The sequence below is a fragment of the Mycobacterium sp. 852014-50255_SCH5639931 genome, from assembly GCF_001665605.1.
GTDB lineage: Bacteria > Actinomycetota > Actinomycetes > Mycobacteriales > Mycobacteriaceae > Mycobacterium > Mycobacterium paraffinicum.
In genome coordinates, this window is the sequence record NZ_LZSV01000004.1 from 38,880 (window position 1) to 61,088 (window position 22,209).

The following is a 22,209-nucleotide window of genomic DNA, read 5'->3' on the forward strand; positions in this document are numbered from 1 at the left end:
AGCTGACGGGTACTAATCCGCACGCCCGGCCGGTGAGCGGGATCGCGACCATTGCGCTCCCGGTCGTGATGGCCACCAGCTCGCCCGCCCGACCAGCGTAGCCAAGGCGGGCACCGTTATGGTGCGGACCAGGAAGGTGTCGAGCAAGATTCCGATCCCGATCACGAAGCCGCCCTGAACCACGGTGCCGATGCTGGAAAACACCAGGCCCCACATCGAGGCGGCGAAGATCAAACCCGCAGCGGTGATCACACCCCCGGTCGAACTCAACGCGCGAATGACGCCGTAACGCATGCTGTGCGGGGACTCGTCACGCATTCGCGAGACGAAAAGCATATTGTAATCGGCTCCGACGGCGACCAATACCACGAAGGCCAATGGCGGCACGCTCCAATGCAATTGCTGGCCCAGTAGGAATTGAAACGTCAGGACGCCGATACCCACCGCCGACAAATACGAAATGACGACGGAAGCGACCAGATACAGCGGTGCGACGACCGCGCGCAGCAATGCGATCAGCGTCATCAGGACGACGATGATGGTGACGACAATGATGAACTTGATGTCGTGCTCATAAAAGTCTCGCGTGTCCCGCAGCGTAACGGGATATCCGACCATCGATATCGAGGCATCCGCCAATGAGGTATTCGGTTGGGCTCCCCGGGCGGTATCGCCGATCGCACTGACCTGATCCATCGCCTCGGCGCTGAACGGGTTGAGTTTCGTCTGAACCAAATACCGCACCGAGTGCCCGTCGGGCGAAATGAACGCCTTAGCGGCCTTCTTGAACTCCTCCATGTGCAGCAGCTGCGCCGGAACGTTGAACCCCGCCATCGACGGTTCCGCCGCGTCACGTTTCAGCGTGAGGAGGAACGCCGACGCCTCGCCGAGCCCCGTACCCATTTGTTTGATCTGGTCGACGAGTTGGTCCACCCCATCGGCCACTTGCCGGCTTCCGCTGGCGAACCGGTCAGCGCCTTGTTGCAGGTGGTTCAGGTCGGCCTGCAGGCCACCGGGCTGGTCCAGCCCCATGGCATGCAGCGCCTTGACGAAGTTGGCGAGTGCACCACGCAGGTGATCCACCGACGCGTTGAGGGTCTGCCGATCTTGGAACGCCTGGAGCTGTCCCGCCAGATCATTGATCTGGTCGAGGCTTCCGTCACCACGGGCATTGACCACGCGCTCGAATTGGGCGCGGGTGGCGCTGCAGGAGGGATCGGCATCGCAAACCTGGTTGCCCTCGAGCGCCGCCAGCACCGGGGCCACCCAGGCGAACATGTCCTTGACGGCCGCAAAGTTGACGCCGATGGTATGGCCGAGGGAATTGATGCTGCTGACGAGCTTGGCGGCGGTGACGACTTCCTTGACCAACTTGTCGCCGCCGTACTGGGTTTTCATCGAAGTGAAAGCCTCGGTCAGGCCTTGCATCCCGGCAACCATCTGGTTGACCTGGCCCCGCACATCGCCGAGGTTGTCGGCCAGGGTGTTGGCCCCGGCGAGCAGTCGGTTGAGATCATCGGCGTGGTCGCTGATCAGGGCCGAACCGGCGCCCAGGCGAGCGCCGATAGCGCCCGCCTGGTAGGTGGCCCTGAACTGTTCCGGCACCGCGCCCGCGGGCCGGGTCACACCGCTGACCGCAGCGATGTTCGGCAGTTGGCTGACTCGGTCGGCCATCTGCTCCAGATCCGCGAGCGCCCGCGGCGTACGCAGGTCGTGCGGTGACTGGACGAGGATGTATTCCGGAATGGACTGATTGACCGGGAAGTGGCGATCCAGCGCGGCATACCCGAGCGAACTCGGTGCTGAGGACCGCAGGGCCTTGCGGTCGTCGTAGTTGTAGCGCACCAAGCCCGCACAGCTGGCGAGAATGATCAGCACTAGCACGCTGGCAACCAGATGAACCCTGGGCCGGCGCACGATGCGTATCCCCGAACGTCGCCAGAACCGGGCGGTCAGTTCGCGTGGGGGCTTGACCCAGCCGCGCGGCCCGGCCACTACCAAGATGGCGGGCAGCAAGGTCATCGCCGCGAGGAAGGCGACACCGATCCCGATGGCCGACGAGATACCCACCGTGGAGAACACACCCATCCGGGCGAAACTTATTCCGAGAAAAGTGATTCCGACCGTGGCCGCGGATGCGGCGATCACATTTCCGATTGAGGTGAGTGCCCGCCGCACGGCTTCGTCGAAGTCCGCTCCGCGCCGCAGATAGTCGTGGTAGCGGCTGATGAGGAAGACGGCGTAGTCGGTTCCCGCGCCGGCGATGATGGCGCTCAAGAAGACGATGGACTGGTTCGAAACGCCTAGGCCGCCGATTTGCGAGATTCCGGCGACGACGGCCTGCGCGATCACCATCGACGCCCCGATCGCGAGCAGCGGCAGCAGCATGGTGAGCGGGTTGCGGTAGACCACCAGCAGGACGACGAGCACCAGGGCGGCGATCGCCAGTTCAATCGGAAGGCGATCCCGCTCGCCCGCCACGGTGAGGTCGCTGACGGTGGCCGCGGGTCCGGTCAGGTTCGCTGTCAACGGGGATCCGGCGACGCTGTGCTTGACGATGTCGGCAACGCGGAGGTAAGCGCCGTAGGACTTTGGTGTGCCCAATTCGCCGGCGAGGCCAACCGGCAGCACCCAGGATTTGCGGTCCTTACTGGTCAAAACCGGACGCAAGGGCGGCGTGCTGACGAAATCCTGCAACATCAGTACGTCGCGCCGGTCGTCGTGCAGGGCGCTCACCAGCTTGTGGTAGGTGGCTTCGTCGGCGGGCCCAAGCCCTTTCTCATCGCTGAGGACCACCAGCATGAGGTTCTCGGCGCCCGATTCGTGAAACGCTTCGGTCATCTTCCGGGCGGCCACGCTCGACGGCGCGCCGCTCGGCAGCATCGCGAGTGGGTGCTTCTGAGCCATCTCGTTCAGGGGCGGGAACGTCAGCGGCAGTGCGACCGCGATCAGGACCCAGAACCCTATGACGACCCCGGGCCAACGCACCACAAAATCCGCTAGCCGTCGCACATCGACCTCGCTACGCACCCGGCCGCGTGAAAAGGCCGAGTCCGGAGAAAATCAGTAGGCATCGTACTGTTCCCCGCTAGGCAACGCGCCCCCAATGCCCGCTATCAGCGACCCGCATACACACGGACTTCATCGCCGCGACATACCGGGCGACTGATTTTCGGGCAACCGCGTTGTCTGGAAACATTATCGCCATTACGGTGCCTTCCTCGTACCGGAAGGTATAGATCGTTAGCTGATACGAATATCTTCCGTCGGAGTAGATCCCAATGTTGTTGGTGTAGCCCATCTCAGCTGCCGCGAGCACGGCGTTCATCGGAGCGGCATCCCCATGCAAAAAATTTGTCACCGGAAAGTTCGGGCGGGGCCTGCTCAGCCACGGCGCCAATTCCAGCACGCGGTAATAGGGGACCTTCGCCATGTTCAGACTCGAGTCAAAGGAACTCTGCGCCGCCCAGGCCGCGTCACAAAAGGACGCAGCGGCAATCGGCACGGTGATCGGAACCAAGCCGGTAAACCAACCCTGGGTCATGAAGTTGTCCGAAGTTTTTCGAGTATCTCTGGGGGTGAGTCCGTAATAGGTGGCGGCACCGGTGAATTCGTGTTCCACCTGGGCGAGGCAGGCGAACAAGCCGCCGACGAAGCGCGCACCCGCCGCCGAGCAGGCCGCTTCGAATCTCGCGGTTTGTTGCGCGTCCATCAGGGTGTCCGTGATCATCTCACTCTTGCTGGGCTCCAACGGATTTCCCAGCGGCAAAGGGAACTCCGGCAGGCTTCCATCGTTGTTCTCGGCGAAGTCAATCCACGCGCGTACCTGCGGCGAATCCACGGTCAAGTCTGACGTGTACCGGCGCTCTTCGGCGCAGAAATCGGCAAAGCTGCCGGCGGCGGGCAGCGCAAGGGGCCCGGTGCCACCCGTCAACGCCGTGTACATCGCGTGGGACTCCACCATCGTGATGCCGATCAGCGCCGCGTCCCCGTGGACGTGGTCAATGCTCGCGTAGAAGGTGAAGTGATTCTCGTTTTGGACAATCCCGAAGCTGAAGCACTCCCAGTGCAGCGGATCGGGTGTGGCCACCACATGGTCGTGCAAGTCGTCAACGGCCATTTCGCCGTGGTCGGTGGGCGCGAATTCGATATCGGCGGGATCCTCGATGGTATGCCGAATGATGTCGCCCGCGTCGGTGTGCTCAAACCAGCTGCGGTACGTGTCATGCCGGCGCAAATATGCATTGAGCGCCTCATTCATGGCGGAAATGTCGCACTGGCCGGGGACTTCGCAGGTCGCGATGATTTGCCGTGAATAGTCGAGTCCCGAGGTCGTTTGCCGGTGATAACCCCGAAGATGCTGGCTCTGCATGTAGCTGACGGGCACCGCACTGACCGGCGCTTGCCGGGCCCTATCCCGGGCCGTGGGCGTCGGGTGCCAGGAGATGACAACACCTGGGCTCGGCGACCAATCACGGATTGAGCCGATGGTGATTTTCCCGATGCGCAATGTCTTCTCCTCGTTCCGGAGGGCTGCAGTTCCGGCCGGCCGGTGGCGAGATCAAGATAGCTTCTTCGGCACCCACCGTCCCCGACATGCCGGGCTGGACGTGCTCGGCGACAGGCGGGGCTACCCACTAGGGTGATGGGCGGCCCGGCGTGGGACGCAGTCTGGCATCCGGCGACACTACTCGCCGCGGGGGGAACGATTCTCCTGCGTATCGGGTCGGCATGTGGTGCAGTGGTCGGGTCATACGGTTTGGTCCAGCGCTACGGACCCGTCGCCGGAGGCCGGCCCCGGGGATCTACCTTCGCGGGTCGATGCGAGAGGACAGATGCATGGCAACCGTCGAAGCTCCAATGGAGAAGCCATCGGGTTTCGCAATAGTCGGCTACGCAGCGCGTGTTCCGGGTGCTGCTGACGCGTCGGAGTTCTGGGACGTGCTGCAGCACGGGCGGGATGCGGTGTCAGAGGTGCCCCCGGACCGGTGGGGTGTCGAGGAATTCTTCGACCCCGATGCCGACGCGCCCGGGAAGATTGTGAGCCGACGGGCGGGCTTCGTCGACGACGCCGTGGGGTTCGACGCGCCGTTCTTCGGGGTGTCGGCGCGTGAGGTCATGCTGATGGACCCGCAGCATCGGCTGTTACTGGAGACGGCATGGCAGGCGGTGGAGCATTCGGGCACGGCCCCAACGGCTTTGGCGAATACCAACACCGGGGTTTTCATTGGTCTGTCCACCCATGACTACCTGGCGATGGTCTCGGATGAGCTGAAGTACGACGCGATCGACGCGTACATGGCGATCGGGACGGCGGCCGCCGCGGCAGCCGGCCGGATCAGTTACCGGTTGGGGTTGCAGGGCCCGGCCGTCACCGTCGACACCGCGTGCAGTTCGTCGTTGGTGGCGGTCCATCAGGCTTGCCAAGCGCTGCGGCTGGGGGAATGTGACCTCGCGCTGGCCGGCGGTGCGAATGTCCTGCTCAGCCCCGCCACCATGATGACCTTTTCGCGGGCACACATGCTCGCGCCGGATGGCCGTTGCAAGACATTCGACGCGGCCGCGGACGGCTACGTGCGCGGTGAAGGTTGCGGTGTCGTCGTCCTGAAACGGCTCGACGACGCGATCCGCGACGGTGACCGGATTCGGGCCGTGGTCCGCGGCAGCGCGGTGAATCAGGACGGCGCATCGGGCGGGTTGACCGTGCCGAACGGTGTGGCCCAGCAGCGCGTCATCGCCGAGGCGCTGAAGCGCGCCGGCGTCTCAGCCCGCGACGTGGGATACCTGGAGGCGCACGGGACCGGGACATCGCTGGGCGACCCGATCGAAGTCCAGGCCGCGGCCGCGGTACTCGGCGAGGGCCGTGATGCGGGCCGGCCGCTGTTGATCGGGTCGGTGAAGACCAATATCGGGCATCTGGAAGCCGCCGCGGGGATCGCCGGGATCATCAAGGTCGTCCTGTCGCTCGAGCACCAGGTATTGCCGAAGCACCTGAACTTCGAGAACCCATCGCCCTACATCCCGTGGGATCGGCTTGCGGTGCGGGTGGTGGACGAGGCCACCAGCTGGGAGCGCAACGGTCGACCCCGGGTTGCGGGGGTCAGTTCGTTCGGGTTCTCCGGGACCAACGCGCACGTCATCCTCGAGGAAGCGCCCCAGCTCGCTGCGTCCGCGGTACCCGTCGCGCAGACCGCGGACGGACGATTCAGCGTGCTGCCGCTGTCGGCACGCACCCCCGCAGCCTTGGCGCAGCTCGCCGATCGATACCGCAGCTGGTTGAGCGCGCGTCCCGAAACCAGCCTGTCGGAGCTGTGCTTCACCGCCGGCGTCGGGCGAGCTCACTTCGAGCACCGCGCCGCGTTGATGGTCAATTCGACGGAGTCCGCCGCCGAGTTGCTCGGGGCGCTCGCCGACGACCGTCCCGCACCGGGTTTGGTGCGGGGAACGTGCGACGACAGGCCGAAGACGGCGTGGTTGTTCCCGGGTCAAGGCAGCCAGTTCGCCGGCATGGCCCGGGAGCTGTTCGAGACCGAACCGGTGTTCGCCGAAACGATGACCCGTTGCGCGGCGGTGGTCGATGGCACGCTCGAAAAGCCAATGCTGGACGTCATTTTCGACCCCGGCAGCTCCGAAGATCTGCGGCGGACAAACTACGCCCAGCCCGCGTTGTTCGCCGTGGAGATGGGCTTGGCCAGGCTATGGCAGTCGTGGGGCCTCGAACCCGACGTGGTGCTGGGTCACAGCGTCGGCCAGTATGCCGCCGCATGCGTCGCCGGTGTGTTCAGCCTCGAAGACGGAGCGTTGTTGCTCGCCGAACGCGGCCGCCTCTTCGGCGGTTTGCCGGCAGGCGGTCGGATGGTGGCGGTCTTCGCCACCGCGGAGCGGGTCGAGGGCTTCACCGACGAGTTCCCGCGGCTCTCGGTGGCCGCCTACAACGGTGCCAATACCGTGCTGTCGGGCCCCGCAGAGGATCTCGACCGGGCGGTGGCCAGCTTGACCACCGACGGTGTTCGGTGCGAGTCGCTGGACACCAGCCACGCGTTCCATTCGGCGCTCCTGGACCCGGCCCTCGATGAATTCGAGTTGTACGCAAGCCGATTCGACTTCCGCTCGCCACAACGGACTTTGGTATGCAACCGCACCGGCGCCGCCCTCGGCCGGAATGCGAAACTCGATGGGCCGTACTGGCGCCGCCACGCGCGCCAGCCGATCGAATTCGCCAAGAGTGTGGCCACCCTGGCCGATCTCAGCTGCGCCATGCTGCTGGAGGTGGGTCCGCAACCGGTGCTCACCGCCGCGGCTTTGCGGGCATGGCCTGACCCGGCGGCGGCGCCGCGGGCGATCGCGTCGTTGCGCCGAACCGGCGGCGACCACCGCCAGATCATCGAAGCCCTTGCCACCGCCTACACCGGCGGTCACCTGCCCGACTTCGGGGCTCTGCAACAGGGGCCGACGCGCAAGCTCGACTTGCCCACCTATCCGTTCCAGCATCGCCGGTACTGGTTCCGGGACAACGACGTTCCGCCCACCCAGACGACCGGGAAAACCGATGCCACGCGCACCGAAGCCGTCCAGCTTCTCGAGGACGGCCGGATCGAGGAACTTGCCGCGCTGATCGACGGTGCGAACCCCAGCCGGCAGACCACCGACGTGCTGACCAGGCTTGCGGCACAACACAACCAACAGCGGGAAAACGAGTCCATTGCGGATGCTCGGTACGAGATCCGTTGGGACAAATCCGTTGCCGCGGCCACGCGCGCGGACACCGTCTCCTGGCTGTTGATCGGCGATGACCCCGAAGCGGTCGCACCGTTAGTCGACGCGCTGACCGCTCAGGGTCAGCCGTTCCGGATCGTCGGGCTGCCGGTGTCCGACGCCGACGAGGAGCGGCTCGAATCGACGCTGCGCGCGGCGGCGGCAGAGCAACCGGCGCTACGCATCCTGCATTGCGCGGGTCTCGATCGGGGCAATGTGCCATCGATGCGCTCCTTGTTGCGGATGCAACACCATGTTCTGGGCGGAACGCGTCGACTCTTTCGCGCCGCGGCCGCCGCCGAAATCCGCGCACCCATCTGGCTGATAACCCGTGGCGCGCAACGCGTCACCGCCGCCGACAGCGTACGGCCCGCACAGTCCTGTCTGTGGGGGTTCGGGCGCGCCGCTTCCCTGGAGCATCCGCAGTTGTGGGGCGGCCTGGCTGATCTGTCCGAAGGTACTGCCGACGAGTGGACCCGGTTGATCGGTCAGGTGGTGGCAGTGCCGCGTGGCGAAGACCAAGTCGCGCTGCGAGACGAAGGTGTCTATGTTGCCCGGCTGACCCGGCGCGAAGGGCGGCCGATCGCAACACCGCTCGCCTTGCGTGCTGACGCCACCTATTTGGTGACCGGTGGATTGGGTGCGGTGGGACTGGAAATCGCCGGATACCTGGCCGCGCACGGTGCCGGGCACCTGGTACTGACGGGCCGGCGCTCGCCCAGTGATGCAGCGCAACGGCGCATCGATGCCATGCGCGAACAGTGGGGCTGCCAAACGCAGGTCATCACAGCCGATGTCGCCAATCCACACGACGTTGCCCGCCTGCTGGCCACCGTGCAGGCCGAACTGCCGCCGCTCGCCGGGATCGTCCATGCCGCCGGAGAGATCGGTAACACGCCGCTGCGCCACTTGGACGATGCCGAAGTGGATCGGGTGTTCGCGGGAAAGGTCTGGGGTGCTTGGCATTTGAGCGAAGCTGCCGCGGACCTGCCGCTGGACTTCTTCCTCAGCACCTCCTCGATCGCCTCGGTATGGGGCAGCTTTGGCCAGACCGCCTACGGCGCGGCCAACGCCTTCCTGGACGGATTGTCCTGGCGGCTCCGCGAGCAGGGCGTCACCGCGGTGAGCGTCAACTTCGGTCCGTGGACGGCCGGCATGGCCGACGAAGAAGCGCGTGCGCGACTGGAGCAACGCGGAGTCCGCACGTTGCCGCCCGCAGACGCGCTGGCCGGAATGGCCGAGCTCATGGTCGCTTCTGCGACGCAAGGGGTGGTGGCTCGGATCGACTGGTCCCGTTTCCTGCCGCTCTATCAGCAGGCGGGCAAGCGGTCCTTCCTCGAAGAGCTCGGACGCGAGGTGCCCGAGTCGGTGACGGCCCCCGAACCTTCCTCTGGGCCCACGCGGTTCGTGGAACAGCTCACCCTCGCCCCAGCGCAGCAGCGGAAGAAACTCCTCGTCGATTACCTGCGCGATGTCGTCGCCGAGGTGACACGGATCGACGCGGCGGAGATTCGCGAGGAGGCCGGATTCTTCGACCTGGGCATGGATTCGCTGATGGCGGTCGAATTGCGCCGCCGCGTGGAGCATGCGGTGGGCAAGGAACTGCCGGCAACCCTGGCGATGGACTATCCGCGCGTCACCGACGTGGCGGAGTACCTGCTCGCCGACGTCCTCGGCCTCACCGCGCAGGCGGGCTCCAAGGCGGCTGCCCAGCCGCCGTCGATGTCGACCGGGTCCGCGGACGAGCCGATCGCGATCGTCGCGGTGGCGTGCCGTTTTCCGGCCTCGCCCGATCCCGAAGCGTATTGGGAGGTCCTGTCCGGCGCTGTCGACGCGATCCGGGAGATCCCGGATGACCGCTTCGAAATCGACGAGTACTACGACCCGGATCCCGAAACACCGGGCAAGATCTACAGCCGCAGCGGCGGATTCCTTAACGGGATCGACCAATTCGATCCGGAGTTCTTCGGTATCTCCCCGCGCGAGGCCTTATGGATGGACCCGCAGCAACGCTTGATGCTGGAGATCGCTTGGGAGGGCCTGGAACGCGCCGGGTATTCCCCTGCCTCCCTGCGCGGTAGCCGAAGCGGCATCTTCGTCGGTGTGGCCGCCAACGAATACTCACACCTGCTGTCGCGGGACTCGGTCGAGAGCATCGAAGCCCACTTCATCACCGGCAACGCGCTCAATGCCATCGCGGGTCGAGTCGCCTTCGCGCTCGGGCTGGAAGGACCGGCCGTGGCGGTGGACACCGCCTGCAGCTCCTCGCTGGTGGCCGTCCATCAGGCTTGCCAGGCGTTGCACTCCGGTGACTGCGATCTGGCGTTGGCCGGCGGGGTGAACGTCTTGCTGAGTGCGGCCTCGATCGTCGCCGCCGCCCGTGCCCGGATGTTGTCGCCGGACGGAAGGTGCAAGACCTTCGACGCCGCCGCCGACGGCTATGTGCGCAGTGAAGGCTGCGGCGTTCTCGTGCTCAAGAGGCTGAGCGATGCGCAGCGCAGCGGCGACCGCATCTGCGCCGTCATCCGGGGCAGCGCGGTCAATCAGGACGGCGCCTCCAGCGGTCTGACGGTGCCCAACGGGGGTGCGCAGCAACGGCTTATCTCCGCGGCGCTGGCCCGTGCCGGTGTTGCCGGTCCAGACATCGATTACCTCGAGGCGCACGGCACGGGTACCTCCCTGGGTGACCCGATCGAGGTGCAGGCCGCCGCGGCCGTCTACGGCGCCGGCCGGGACCCGAACCGGCCGTTGCTCATTGGCTCGGCGAAGACCAACCTCGGCCACCTCGAGTCGGCCGCGGGGGTCGCGGGTTTGATCAAGGTCGTGTTGTCTCTGCAGCACGAGGTTCTGCCGCAGAACCTGCATTTCCAGAATCCCTCGCCGCATATTCCTTGGGACTCGTTGCCGGTGCGGGTGGTCGACAGGGCGATGCCCTGGCAGACCAACGGCAGGCCCCGCCGGGCCGGAGTGAGCTCGTTCGGGTTCACCGGCACGAACGCCCATGTGCTGATCGAGGAGGCGCCGCCGCAAACGGTGGCCGGCGACCCCGCAAACGATGATGCGACGGCGCCGGAGTCGGGCGCCTCGGGTGACCAGATCGCCGTGTTTCCCTTGTCGGCGCGCTCGCCGCAGGCGTTGGCGGCGTTGGCGCAGCGCTACGCCACCTGGCTGGACGCACACCCCGAGGTCGACATCGTCGATGTGTGCTTCACGGCCGGCGTCGGGCGTTCGCATTTCGAACACCGCGCCGCGCTGGTCGTCGATTCCGTCAAGGGCGCCCGCGACGCATTGGCCGAATTGGCCGAGAGCCGGGTGCGACCGGGTGTGGTCCGCGGCGAGTGTGCCGACCCGCCGAAGACGGCGTGGCTGTTCACCGGCCAGGGCAGCCAGTACCCGGGGATGGCTCGCGAATTGTTCGACTCGGAGCCGGTATTCGCCGAAACGGTGACGAGGTGCGCGGAAGCGGTCGAAGGTCTGCTGCCACGTCCGTTGCTGGAGGTGGTGTTCGACACCGACCGGGACAGCGGGGGAGACGCGCTGCGGCACACCTCCTTTGCTCAGCCGGCACTCTTCGCCATCGAGATGGGCCTGGCCCGGTTGTGGCAGTCGTGGGGCATCGAACCCGACGTTGTGCTTGGGCACAGCGTCGGCCAGTATGCCGCGGCGTGCGTGGCCGAAGTGTTCAGCCTCGAGGACGGGGCACGGTTGATGGCCGAACGCGGCCGGCTCTTCGGCAATCTGCCCGAGGGGGGCCGAATGGTGGCGGTGTTCGCCGACGCCGAGCAGGTGGAGGACGCCGCCAAGCAGTTCTCCGGCGTTTCGGTCGCCGCCTACAACGGCCGCAATACGGTGCTGTCGGGTCCGGGTGCCGATCTGGAAGAGATTGTGGCGACCTTCAGCGATGACGGGATCCGCTGCACCTGGCTGGATACCAGCCACGCCTTCCACTCGGAGCTGCTGGAGCCGGCACTCGACGAATTCGAGTCGTATGCGGCGCGGCTGCAGTTCGCCACCCCGACACGGCCGCTGGTTTGCAACCGCACCGGCGCCGTGCTCACGGCGGAAACCGCGCTCGACGCGCAATACTGGCGGCGGCATTCCCGCCAGCCGGTGCAGTTCACCGAGAGCGTCCGCACGCTGGCGGCGCTGGGATGCTCGGTGTTGATGGAGATCGGTCCGCAACCGATTCTGACCGCGGCTGCGGTGCAGGTCTGGCCGGAACACTCACCGGCACCACGGGCGATCGTTTCCCTGCGCAAGGGCGCGGGCGCCCGGCGCCAGATGGCCGAAGCGCTTTCCGCGGCGTACGTCGCCGGACATCGGCCCGAGTTCGCTGCGCTGCAACGACTCCCACGCCGCAGGCTCGACCTGCCCACCTATCCGTTCCAGCGCCGGCACTTCTGGCCCAAGGCGTCCGGGATCGCGGGCACCGATGCCCAGGGCGGCACGGTATCCGCCATCTTGGGCGCTGAAAAGGACCTCGCCTCGGGTGACGTCGTCTATACCAGCCGGTTGTCCGTCAAGTCCCAGCCGTGGCTGTCTCATCACGTCATTTATGGCACCGTCGTCGTTCCGGGCGCGACCTACGCGGCGATGGCCCTCGCGGCGGTGGGGACGCCGGCTCACGTGCGAGATGTCTTCTTCTATGAGCCGATCATCTTGGCCGACAAGCAATCTCGCGAGGTGCAGCTGGCATTGCATCCCTCCGAGGATCGCGGCGGCTGGACCTTCCAAGTGCACAGCCGCCCATATGGCGTCCGCGATGCCGAGTGGGCGCTGAACGCCGATGGCGCCGTCTTCACCGGTGTCGACGAAGAGCCGGCAGTTGATCCGGCGGACCCCGTCGACGCGGCGATCGAGCGGTTGAACCGCACCCGTCCCCAGCAGCTGTTCGACACCTTCGCCGACATGGAGCTGGCGTGGGGTCCCACCTGGTCGACGTGCCTGAAATCGCTGTGGGTGGGCGAAGGTGAGGCGGTCGGCGATGTCGTCGTCGGCGATGAACTCGCCGAACACCTGGGAAGTGAGCCGGTCCATCCGGTGCTGCTGGACCTGTGCACCGGCGTCGCCTTCCCGGCCTTCCCGGCGCTGCTAGCGGCGACCGAACGGGGAGCGGTTCCGGATCTGTTTCTCCCGCTGCGGTACGGGCGGGTGGTGCTGTCGGATCGGATGCCGCGGCGGTTCTATTGCCGCGCGAAGTGGCGTACCGGCGGCGTCGAAAGCGAAACTCAGGTCTTCGATCTCGATTTCGTGGATCGGAATGGCCGTCACCTGGGCGGGATACGCGAGTTCACCGTCAAACGCGCGCCCCGGGAAGCCTTGTTGCGCGGGCTTGGCGGCGACGTTTCCCGGCTGCTGTACACGCTCGGCTGGCATGAGGTGCCGGTGCCGGAGCCGATCAGCGATCCCGGGCCCGGCGAAAAGGCCCACGGCACATGGCTGGTCGCAGGGTTCGACGAGCTGGCGGCCGAGTTGCCGGGTTGTATCCGGTCCGAAGGGGCGATGGGCCGGCGGGGCTGGCAGCAGCTCATCGCGCACGCGCAGGAAAGCGGTGCGCCGGTCACCGGCATCGTCTGGCGCGGCAGGGGCCGACCGAACGCGGAGGAGTCGAGTGACGAATTCGGCGCTCGGCTGGAGGCCGACGTCGACAACCTCCTCGGCGCGATGCGCACCCTGCTGGCCGAAGAGGGAGTGCAACTGCCTGGCGGGCTGTCGATCATCACCGAACGAGCGGTGGCGACCGAACCCGGCGAGCAGGTAGACCCGGTGCAGGCGGCGCTGTGGGGGCTGGGACGTACCGCCATCGCCGAGCAGCCCACGCTGCGCTGCAGGCTGATCGACCACGACGGATCGGAGGCGGCCGCGCACTCGCTAGCGCGCCTACTCCGCGCACCGGACGGATCTGTTCAAGAGCCGGAACTGGCGCTGCGGCAAGGAAAGTTCCTGGCATCGAGGCTGGTGCCATGGGCACGTAGCGGTCACCTTGCGGTGCCGCGCGCAGGCGACTATGTCCTGGCGCCGACTGAACGCGGCGCCATCGACAACTTGCGACTCGCCGAGACGGAAGTGCTGTCGCCGGTTGCGGGCCAGGTGCAAGTTCGGGTGGAGGCCGCCGGTCTCAACTTCCGGGATGTGCTCAATGTGCTGGGCCTCTACCCGGGCGATCCGGGGCTGATCGGTGGCGACTTCTCCGGTATTGTCACCGAGTTAGGTTCCGGCGTAACCGGATTCGAGGTCGGCCAGCGCGTCTTTGGCTTCATGCAGGGAGCGTTTGCCAGTCGGATCAATGTTCCCGCTCAATTGCTGGCGCCGGTGCCGCACGGGCTCAGCGCGGTGGCTGCGGCGACCATTCCGGCTGCCGCACTCACGGCCCGGCTCGCGTTCGACTGGGCGCAGCTGAAGCCCGGTGACCGCGTGCTGATTCACGCCGCGAGCGGTGGTGTCGGACTGGCCGCCATTCAAATGGCGCAGCAGCACGGGGCGACCGTCTTCGCCACCGCCAGCGCCTACAAGCGCGCGACCCTGCGCAAGTTGGGCGTCGAGTATGTGTACGACTCGCGCACAACGGATTTCGCCGAACAGATCCTCGCCGACACCGGCGGTGCCGGCGTCGACGTGGTGCTCAACAGCCTGACCAACGAGGGCTTCGTCGAAGCGACCGTGCGGGCCACCGCCCACAACGGTCGCTTCGCCGAGATCGCCAAGCGAGACATCTGGAGTCCGGAGCGAATGGCGGCGGCCCGTCCCGACATCGACTATGAAGTGGTTGCGCTGGACGGGACCATTCTGCAAGACCCAGAGCGCATCCGGCGATTGCTGGCCGAAGTGTCCGACGGGTTGGGCAGCGGCGAGTGGGCACCGCTGTCCGCCGAGATCTACCCGCTGAGCGATGCCAAAACCGCGTTTCGGCGCATGCAGCAGGCGCGGCATATCGGCAAGATCGTGCTGCAGATGCCGAACCCGCTGCAGCCGCAGGGCGATCGGAGCTATCTGATCACCGGGGGCCTCGGTGCCCTCGGCTTGCACACGGCGTCCTACCTGGCCCAACTCGGTGCCGGTGACATCGTGCTGACCGGCCGCCGCGCACCCGATGCGGCCGCACAACAGACGATCGCCAACATCACTGAGCGCTACCGCTGCCGGATCCACACCCTTGCGGCCGACGTCGGCGACGAGTCCCAGGTCGAGGAGTTGCTGGAGCGGATCCGGGCGGAGCTGCCGCCGCTGGCGGGGGTGGTGCACCTGGCGGGCGTACTCGACGACGCGCTGCTGCCGCAGCAGAGTGTCGAACGCTTCCGGACGGCGCTGCTGCCGAAAGCGCTGGGGGCCTGGAATTTGCACCGATTGACCAGGAAAGACGATCTAGACTTCTTCATCCTCTACTCGTCGATCTCCAGCGTGCTCGGTTCACCCGGCCAGGCCAACTACGCAACCGCCAACGCGGTGCTCGACGGCCTCGTTGCCGAACGCAGAGCGCAAGGCCTGCCCGCGACCAGTGTCAACTTCGGTCCCTGGGCGCAGGGTGGCATGGCCGCTTCGGAGGCGGCGCGAGCCAATCTCGGTGCGCAAGGCCTGGTTTCGATGGAACCCACGGCAGCCCTCAATGCGCTCGGTGAAATCGTCGCCCACGGAACGGGGCAGGCGGCCGTTATCAAAGCCAACTGGCAGCGTGCCGCGAAGATGCTGCGCGGTTCACGCCCACCGATTCTCGACCACTTGCTGCCGAGCGACACGGCAACGACACCCGGCGACAGCGAGCTGCTCGAAAAGCTGCACGAGGTGCCGGAGGCGGAGCGAGTCAGTTTCCTGACGGAATTCCTGCAGCAGGAAGTACAACAATTCCTGCGGCTTGCGCAACCGCCCGCCGCAACCAGCCGCTTCCTCGACCTCGGCACCGATTCACTGATGGCGGTCGAACTCCGTAACCGGTTGTACGGCCAGTTCGGCGGCGCGTTCACCATCAGCGCCACGGCGGTTTTCGACTATCCGACGATCAGCTCGCTCGCCGAGTACCTGGCCAGTCAGGTGCCGGATCTGGCCCCGGAGTCGATCGAACCCGTCGGCGCGCCAGGATGATCCGGGCGGCGAACCGGTTCGGATTCTTCGGCGCCGGCGTCAGTCGCTGATGTCGAAACCGGCGATGACCTTGGTCGGGCGCACCCGCACCACAAGTTCGCCGGGCGCGGAGTTGCGGCGGCCGAACTCCTCGGCGCGGTCGGCGCCCATGTATCGGGCGCCGGCTCGGGTGGCGACGTCGAGCACGTCGGCCGGGTCCTCGCTTACCGTCGCCACGCCCTGCACCTGAACGAACGAATACGGCGGGTGAGGATCGTCGACGCAGATCACCACTCGCGGATCGCGTTGCAGGGCACGGCCTTTCGACGTGTCGCGGCCGGTGTTGAACGCCAGCTGGTCCCCGTCGACCACGAACCACACCGGCGCGACAAGCGGCCGACCGTCGCCGGCGACGTAACCGAGCATCCCGGTACGGGTGCCGGCTGACAGGAACTCGACGACTCTGCCGGAGAGCTCGGCCATGCGCTAGAGACGGGCCAGGTCGTAGTCGCCGATGTGGTCGATCAGGTTGTGCAGGTGCTCGCCGGAGGTGCCCAGCGTGTGTTCGATCGCGGTGAGCCGCGCCGCGTAGTGCGCGACCGGATATTCAGCCGTCACACCGATTCCGCCGTGCAGCTGGATCGCCTCCTGCGCGATGTGCCGGCCCGAGCGACCGATCTGCAGCTTGGCCCGCGAGGCGATCACCGGGTCGAAATTGCCGTCGGCGATCGACATCGACGCGTACAGGCACATGCTGCGCGCCAGTTCCAGCGACACGTACATGTCGGCTGCCCGCTGCGTGAGTGCCTGGAATTTGTTGAGCGTGACGCCGAACTGCTTGCGGGTCTTGAGGTAATCGGTGGTTAGCCGCAGCGCTTCCTCCATCGCCCCGACCGCTTCGGCGCACAGCCCAGACTGGATGCGGATGACCGCGTCGCGGATGGCCTGCGACGCGTCGACGGCTTCACCCAAGGGTTCCGCCGGTGTGGCCTCGAAGTCGACCTGCGCGCCGCGCTGTCCATCGAAGGTCCGGTACGGGTGACGTGTGACCGCGCTTGCGTCGACCAGGAACAGGCCGGTGCCGCCGTCCGGCAAGGCGGCGCTGACCACCAGGGCGTCCGCGCAGTCGCCGGCGAGCACCGGGTTCTTGCGCCCGCTCAATGTCCACGAATCTCCTTGCCGCACAGCCTTGGTGCCCACGTCCGCGGTCGGCTTGCGGTGACCGGGTTCCAGGTGGGCGAATGCCAGCAGTCGTTGGCCGGCGGCGACGTCGTCGAGTTGTTCCTTCTGGGCTTCGGTGCCCAACTCGGCGATCAGCGCACCCGGTGCCAGCGCGGCGTGCAGGATCGGTTCGGGAGCCAGCCGGCGCCCCGCCTCGACGAGCACGACCATGATCTCGATCTGGCCCGCCTCCTCCGGGTCGAAGCCGAGGCCGAGGATCCCGGTGTCGGCGAGCTGACTCCATACCTCGCGGCTCCAGCCCAGATCGGAGCCGATCACCTTGTTGCGGCTCTCCGGGTCATAGCTGCGTGAGAGCAGTTCGCGGGTCGTGTCGCGCAGCAGGGTCTGCTCGTCGGTCAACTGAAAGTCCATGGCTGCCTCACAATCCCAGAATGGTGGACGCGATGATGTTGCGCTGCACCTCGTTGCTGCCGCCGTAGATCGACGTCTTGCGGTAGTTGAGGTAGTGCGGCGCACTGTGTTGCGCCCAGTCCGGAGACGCGATGCCTTCGCCGTCGGCCGGCAGGGCATCGGGCCCGGCCACCTCGACGAGCAGCTCGGTGGCGATCTGCTGCAATTGGCTGCCGCGCAATTTGAGCACCGACGAAGCCGGATTGGGCTGCCCGTTGGCGGAGTCCGTGACCACCCGCGACTGCGTGAGTTCCAGTGCCAGCAACTCGTTTTCGGCCTCGGCCAGGCGCGCCGCGAACAGGGGATCCTGCAGCACCCCGGTGGCCGCCGCGTGTTTCTTCACCTCGGAGAGTCGCACCTTGGTCCGGCCGACACCGGCGATGCCGGTGCGTTCGTTGCCCAGCAGGAATTTGGCGTACGTCCAGCCCTTATTCTCTTCTCCCACAAGCTGGTTGGCGGGCACCCGGACGTCTTCGAAAAAGATCTCGTTGACCTCGTGGCCGCCGTCGATCGTCTTGATGGGACGCAGCGTGATGCCGGGGGTCTTCATGTCGAACAGCAGAAACGAGATGCCCGCCTGCCGCTTGGGCGCCTGCGGGTCGGTGCGCACCAGGCAGAAGATCCAGTCGGCGTACTGGCCGAGCGTGGTCCATGTCTTCTGCCCGTTGACGACGTAGCTGTCGCCGTCCCGCACCGCGGTGGTGCGCAAGGACGCCAGATCCGAACCGGCCTCGGGCTCGGAGAACCCCTGACACCACCAGATGTCGAGGCTGGCCGTCGGCGGCAGGAAGCGTTGTTTGACTTCCTCCGAACCGAATTCGGCGATCACCGGCCCCACCATCTTGGTGTTGAAGTTCAGCGGCTCCGGGACGCACGCCAGCTGCATCTCGTCGGCCCAGATCTGATGCTGGGTGGCCGTCCAGTCCTTGCCGCCCCACTCGACCGGCCAGTTCGGTACCGCCAGACCGTGCTCGTGCAGGATCTTGTGGCTGGTGACGATATCCTCGTGGTTCACCTCCGCTGAACCCCGGCGCACCCGCTCGCGCAGCTCTTCCGGAATCTTGGTGGTGTAGATGGTGCGGAGCTCGTCGCGGAACGCGGCTTCCTCCGGTGTGAGCGCCAGTTGCACGGCGACCTCCTGTCGTCTGGGGGTGAACGTGGCTACCAGCGTCGGAGGGATGCCCGGTTCTGGCGATGCGTTCTTGGTTCCATCTTGACCCATCCCGTACAGCGGTTGTGCACAGCCTCGGTTTAGTCCACAGTCGGGGTCGCGGCCCCGCCGGGTGGGGGCCGATCTGGCGGTCGGCGCACCTACGGTCGGCGCATGCGAACAGAACTTCCCGCCGAGCGTCTGCAGCGGCGACTCGGTGCCGAACCGGACGCCGAGCCCGACGGCGCCGCGTCGACGTCGGCCGGGCAGGCGGTGGACGAGGACCAGAATTCGCTGCTGCCGCGGTGGCTGCCCGATGTGTCGCCGGATAGGGGTTGGGTGGGCAGGCTGCGCGCCGACCCGGGGCGTGCCGGTGCCATCGGGTTGGCGATCGTGGCCGCGCTGGCCGTTCTGGTCACGGTGTTCACGCTGCTGCGCGACCGGCCGGCGCCGGTGATGTCGGCCAAACTGCCGCCGGTCGAGAAGGCGTCGACGGCGAGCCCCAAGTCGTCGGCGAACCCCAGTGCCGGCCCCGACCGGCCAGTGGTGGTGAGCGTGGTGGGCCTGGTGCACAGCCCGGGACTGGTCACCCTGGCGCCCGGGGCGCGCGTCGCCGACGCGCTGCAGGCCGCGGGCGGCGCGGTGAACGGCGCGGACACCGTCGGGCTGAACATGGCGCGTCCGCTCGGCGACGGCGAGCAGATCGTCGTCGGGCTTCCGCCCGTCCCCGGGCGGCCGGCGGCGTTGGGAAGCTCGGTGGCCTCCGGTTCCACACCGACGTCCAAGCCGCCGCCACCGCGGACCGGAGCAGGGCCGGGGAAGCCGAAGGCGGGGGAGGTGCTCGACCTCAACACCGCGACCGTGGCGGACTTGGACGCCCTGCCCGGCGTCGGGCCGGTCACGGCCGCCGCGATCGTGGCCTGGCGGCAGGCCAACGGCAAATTCACCACCGTCGACCAGCTCGCCGACGTCGACGGCATCGGGCCCGCGCGGTTGGAGAAGTTGCGCGCCCTGGTCCGTGTCTGAACACCGGTGCGGGAATCCGGTCGCGCCGAATCGGGGGCACGCGTTGACGCGCGCCTGGTGCCGGCCGGGCTCACCTGCTGGGTGGTGACCGCCGCCGGGATCTGGTGGCCGATCGGCCGGGTGATCGCGGGGTTCTGTCTTTTGTTGGTTGCCGCCGCCGGCGCGCTGGTGTGGCGCGCCACGTGCCGGCGGGGCGAAACCGGGAGGCACCGGGCCGTCAGCGCCGGCCTGGTCGCGGTCGGCGTCACCGGCGCGGGGTTCGGCTTTGCGGTCGCGCTGCGCGCCGAAGCGGTCGATCACCACCCGATCACGGCGGCGTTCGGGACGGCCGCCCCGGTGACGGTCACCCCCACGGAGAGCCCGGTGTCGTTGGGTCGCGGCCGGCTCATGTTTCGCGCCACGCTGCAGCGCCTGCGCGACGCGCAGATCTCGGGGCGGGTGGTCGTCTTCGCGCGCGCCTCGGAGTTCGAATCGGAAGCCGACGGGTTGATGGTGGGCCGGCCAATGCGGTTCACCGCACGGATCAGCCGCCCGACCCGCCGCGACCTCACCGTCGCTGTGCTCAACGCATCGGGCCACCCGACCCTGGGCACCGCCGGCGCCGTGCACCGGGCGGCGCACACGGTGCGGGGCCGATTCGTCGCCGCGGTTCGCGGCGCGTTGCCCGTCGACCAGGCGGCGATGCTGCCCGCGCTGGTGCTGGGCGACACTTCGGCGGTTCCCGCCGAGACCGACCGGGACTTTCGCGCGGCGGGGATGACGCACCTGATGGCGGTGTCGGGCGCCAACGTGACGATCGTGTGCGCGGCCGTGCTGTTCTCGGCGCGCCTGATCGGTCCCCGGGCGGCCGTCGTCCTCGCCGCCATGACGCTGGTCGCGTTCGTCATTCTCGTGGAACCGACGGCGAGCGTGTTGCGGGCGGCCGTGATGGGTGCCATCGGGCTGGCGGGGTTGCTGTCTTCGCGGCGGCGGCAAGCCATCCCGGCGCTCTGCGCCGCGGTGCTGGTCTTGCTGGCGCTGGCCCCGCAGTTGGCCGTCGACGTGGGCTTCGCGCTGTCGGCGATCGCGACTGCGGCGTTGGTGTTGGTCGCGCCGATCTGGTCGCGGTGCCTGGCGGGGAGAGGCTGCCCCAAGCCGCTGTCCGACGCCCTGGCGATCGCGGCGGCCGCACATGTCGTGACCGCTCCACTGGTGGCGGGCATCTCCGGGCGGGTCAGCCTGGTGGCAGTGGGCGCCAACCTCGCGGCGGCGCCGGTCATCGCGCCGATCACCGTGCTCGGCAGCGCGGCGGCCGTGCTGAGCGTGGTGTGGCCACCCGGCGCACAAGTGTTGGTCCGTTTCACAGGCCCCGAACTGTGGTGGGTGGTGCGGGTGGCGCAATGGTCGGCGGGCGCGCCCGGGGCAACGCTGCCCGTTCCGTCCGGGGTGCCGGGAGTGGTGCTGGTCGCCGGGGTGACCGCGCTGATCGTCCTGGCGGTCACGAGGCTGCGCGGCCGGCGCTGGTTTGCCGCCGCGGTTGGCCTGGGCGGGTTGACGGCTGCCCTCTGCGCGCTGGCTTGGTGGTTGTCGAAGCTGGTGGATCCCGCGGCGGCGTAGTCGGTCCGTCGTGACACCATCGTGGGGTGACAGAGGTTTCGCCGTTGCACCTGGTCCTGGGAGACGAGGAGCTGCTGGTCGAGCGGGCGGTGGCCGACGTATTGCGGGCGGCGCGCCAGCGGGCCGGGATCGACGACGTTCCGGTCAGCCGCATGCGGGCCGGTGACGTCAGTACCTACGAACTCGCCGAGCTGCTGAGTCCGTCACTGTTCGGTGACGAGCGCATCGTCGTGCTGGAATCCGCCGGCGAAGCCGGCAAGGAGGCGGCCGCGGTGATCGCCTCGGCCGCGGCCGACGTCCCGCTGGGCACGATGCTGGTGGTCGTGCATTCGGGCGGCGGGCGGGCCAAGGCGCTGGCCGCCGAGTTGCAGTCACTGGGCGCCGTTGTGCATCCGTGCGCGCGGATCACCAAGGCCAGCGAGCGAATTGACTTCGTCCGCAAGGAGTTTCGTGTGCTGCGCGTCAAGGTCGACGAGGAGACCGTCACCGCCATGCTGGACGCGGTCGGCTCCGACGTGCGGGAGCTGGCGGCAGCCTGTTCGCAGCTGGTCGCCGACACGGGCGGGGTCGTGAACGCCGCCGCGGTCCGCCGCTATCACAGCGGTAAAGCCGAGGTGAAGGGGTTCGACATCGCGGACAAGGCGGTGGCCGGCGACGTCGCGGGAGCGGCCGAAGCGCTGCGGTGGGCGATGATGCGCGGGGAGCCGCTGGTGGTGCTGGCCGACGCGCTGGCCGAAGCGGTCCACACGATCGGTCGGGTCGGGCCACTGTCGGGCGATCCCTATCGGCTGGCGTCGCAGCTGGGAATGCCGCCGTGGCGGGTGCAGAAGGCCCAGAAGCAGGCGCGGTATTGGTCGCGCGACAGCGTCGCGGCGGCGATGAAGGTGGTGGCGGCGCTCAACGCCAATGTCAAAGGAGCCGTGGCGGACGCCGACTATGCGCTGGAATCGGCGGTCAGGAAGGTGGCCGAGCTGGCCGCGAACCGGAACCGATGA

Annotated in this window: 9 protein-coding genes; 4 read left to right on the plus strand and 5 right to left on the minus strand. The window is 67.5% G+C overall.

The features are described from left to right. Positions 1 to 12: 12 nt before the first annotated feature. On the minus strand, positions 13 to 3,012 hold the full coding sequence (locus A5758_RS03450) for an RND family transporter (RefSeq protein ID WP_067736495.1): 3,000 nt from the start codon (positions 3,010 to 3,012) through the stop codon (positions 13 to 15). Positions 3,013 to 3,088: 76 nt separating this feature from the next. Beyond that, positions 3,089 to 4,510, minus strand: coding sequence for a condensation domain-containing protein (locus A5758_RS03455; RefSeq protein ID WP_067736499.1), 1,422 nt, complete (start codon positions 4,508 to 4,510; stop codon positions 3,089 to 3,091). 329 nt (positions 4,511 to 4,839) lie between these two features. Here A5758_RS03455 and A5758_RS03460 point away from each other — a divergent pair, with 329 nt between their 5' ends. Then, entirely contained in the window at positions 4,840 to 15,831 is a 10,992-nt protein-coding gene (locus A5758_RS03460) for a type I polyketide synthase (protein WP_067736502.1), read from the plus strand. Positions 15,832 to 15,870: 39 nt separating this feature from the next. Here the strand turns inward: A5758_RS03460 and A5758_RS03465 are convergent, their stop codons facing one another. Genes A5758_RS03465 through A5758_RS03475 form a run of 3 tightly spaced genes read right to left on the minus strand, consistent with a single transcriptional unit; the run spans position 15,871 to position 18,571 of the window. Continuing rightward, a complete protein-coding gene (locus tag A5758_RS03465) occupies positions 15,871 to 16,293 on the minus strand; it encodes a PPOX class F420-dependent oxidoreductase (protein ID WP_067203352.1) in 423 nt (140 codons plus the stop codon). A 3-nt stretch (positions 16,294 to 16,296) separates the two neighbouring features. Further along, entirely contained in the window at positions 16,297 to 17,403 is a 1,107-nt protein-coding gene (locus A5758_RS03470; RefSeq protein ID WP_067736505.1) for an acyl-CoA dehydrogenase family protein, read from the minus strand. 7 nt (positions 17,404 to 17,410) lie between these two features. Beyond that, positions 17,411 to 18,571: an acyl-CoA dehydrogenase family protein gene (locus tag A5758_RS03475; protein ID WP_067203347.1), complete on the minus strand. Its 1,161-nt coding sequence runs from the start codon at positions 18,569 to 18,571 to the stop codon at positions 17,411 to 17,413. 195 nt (positions 18,572 to 18,766) lie between these two features. On the opposite strand from A5758_RS03475, the gene A5758_RS03480 reads away from it, so the two are divergent. The 3 genes from A5758_RS03480 to holA are packed head-to-tail and all read left to right on the plus strand — an operon-like array spanning position 18,767 to position 22,209. Next, positions 18,767 to 19,618 carry a ComEA family DNA-binding protein gene (locus tag A5758_RS03480; protein ID WP_067736508.1) on the plus strand — a complete coding sequence of 284 codons (852 nt, stop codon included), beginning with the start codon at positions 18,767 to 18,769 and terminating at the stop codon, positions 19,616 to 19,618. 6 nt (positions 19,619 to 19,624) lie between these two features. Further along, complete coding sequence (locus A5758_RS03485) at positions 19,625 to 21,214, plus strand: ComEC/Rec2 family competence protein (protein WP_067736509.1); 1,590 nt, start codon at positions 19,625 to 19,627, stop codon at positions 21,212 to 21,214. A gap of 26 nt (positions 21,215 to 21,240) precedes the next feature. Then, positions 21,241 to 22,209 (plus strand): DNA polymerase III subunit delta, encoded by a 969-nt coding sequence (holA, locus tag A5758_RS03490; RefSeq protein ID WP_067203339.1) that lies wholly within the window; start codon positions 21,241 to 21,243, stop codon positions 22,207 to 22,209.

Coding starts and splice junctions, on each gene's coding strand:
- A5758_RS03460 (WP_067736502.1), top strand. CDS start 4,840: ATGGCAACCGTCGAAGCTCCAATGGAGAAGCCATCGGGTTTCGCAATA.
- A5758_RS03465 (WP_067203352.1), bottom strand. CDS start 16,293: ATGGCCGAGCTCTCCGGCAGAGTCGTCGAGTTCCTGTCAGCCGGCACC.
- A5758_RS03470 (WP_067736505.1), bottom strand. CDS start 17,403: ATGGACTTTCAGTTGACCGACGAGCAGACCCTGCTGCGCGACACGACC.
- A5758_RS03480 (WP_067736508.1), top strand. CDS start 18,767: ATGCGAACAGAACTTCCCGCCGAGCGTCTGCAGCGGCGACTCGGTGCC.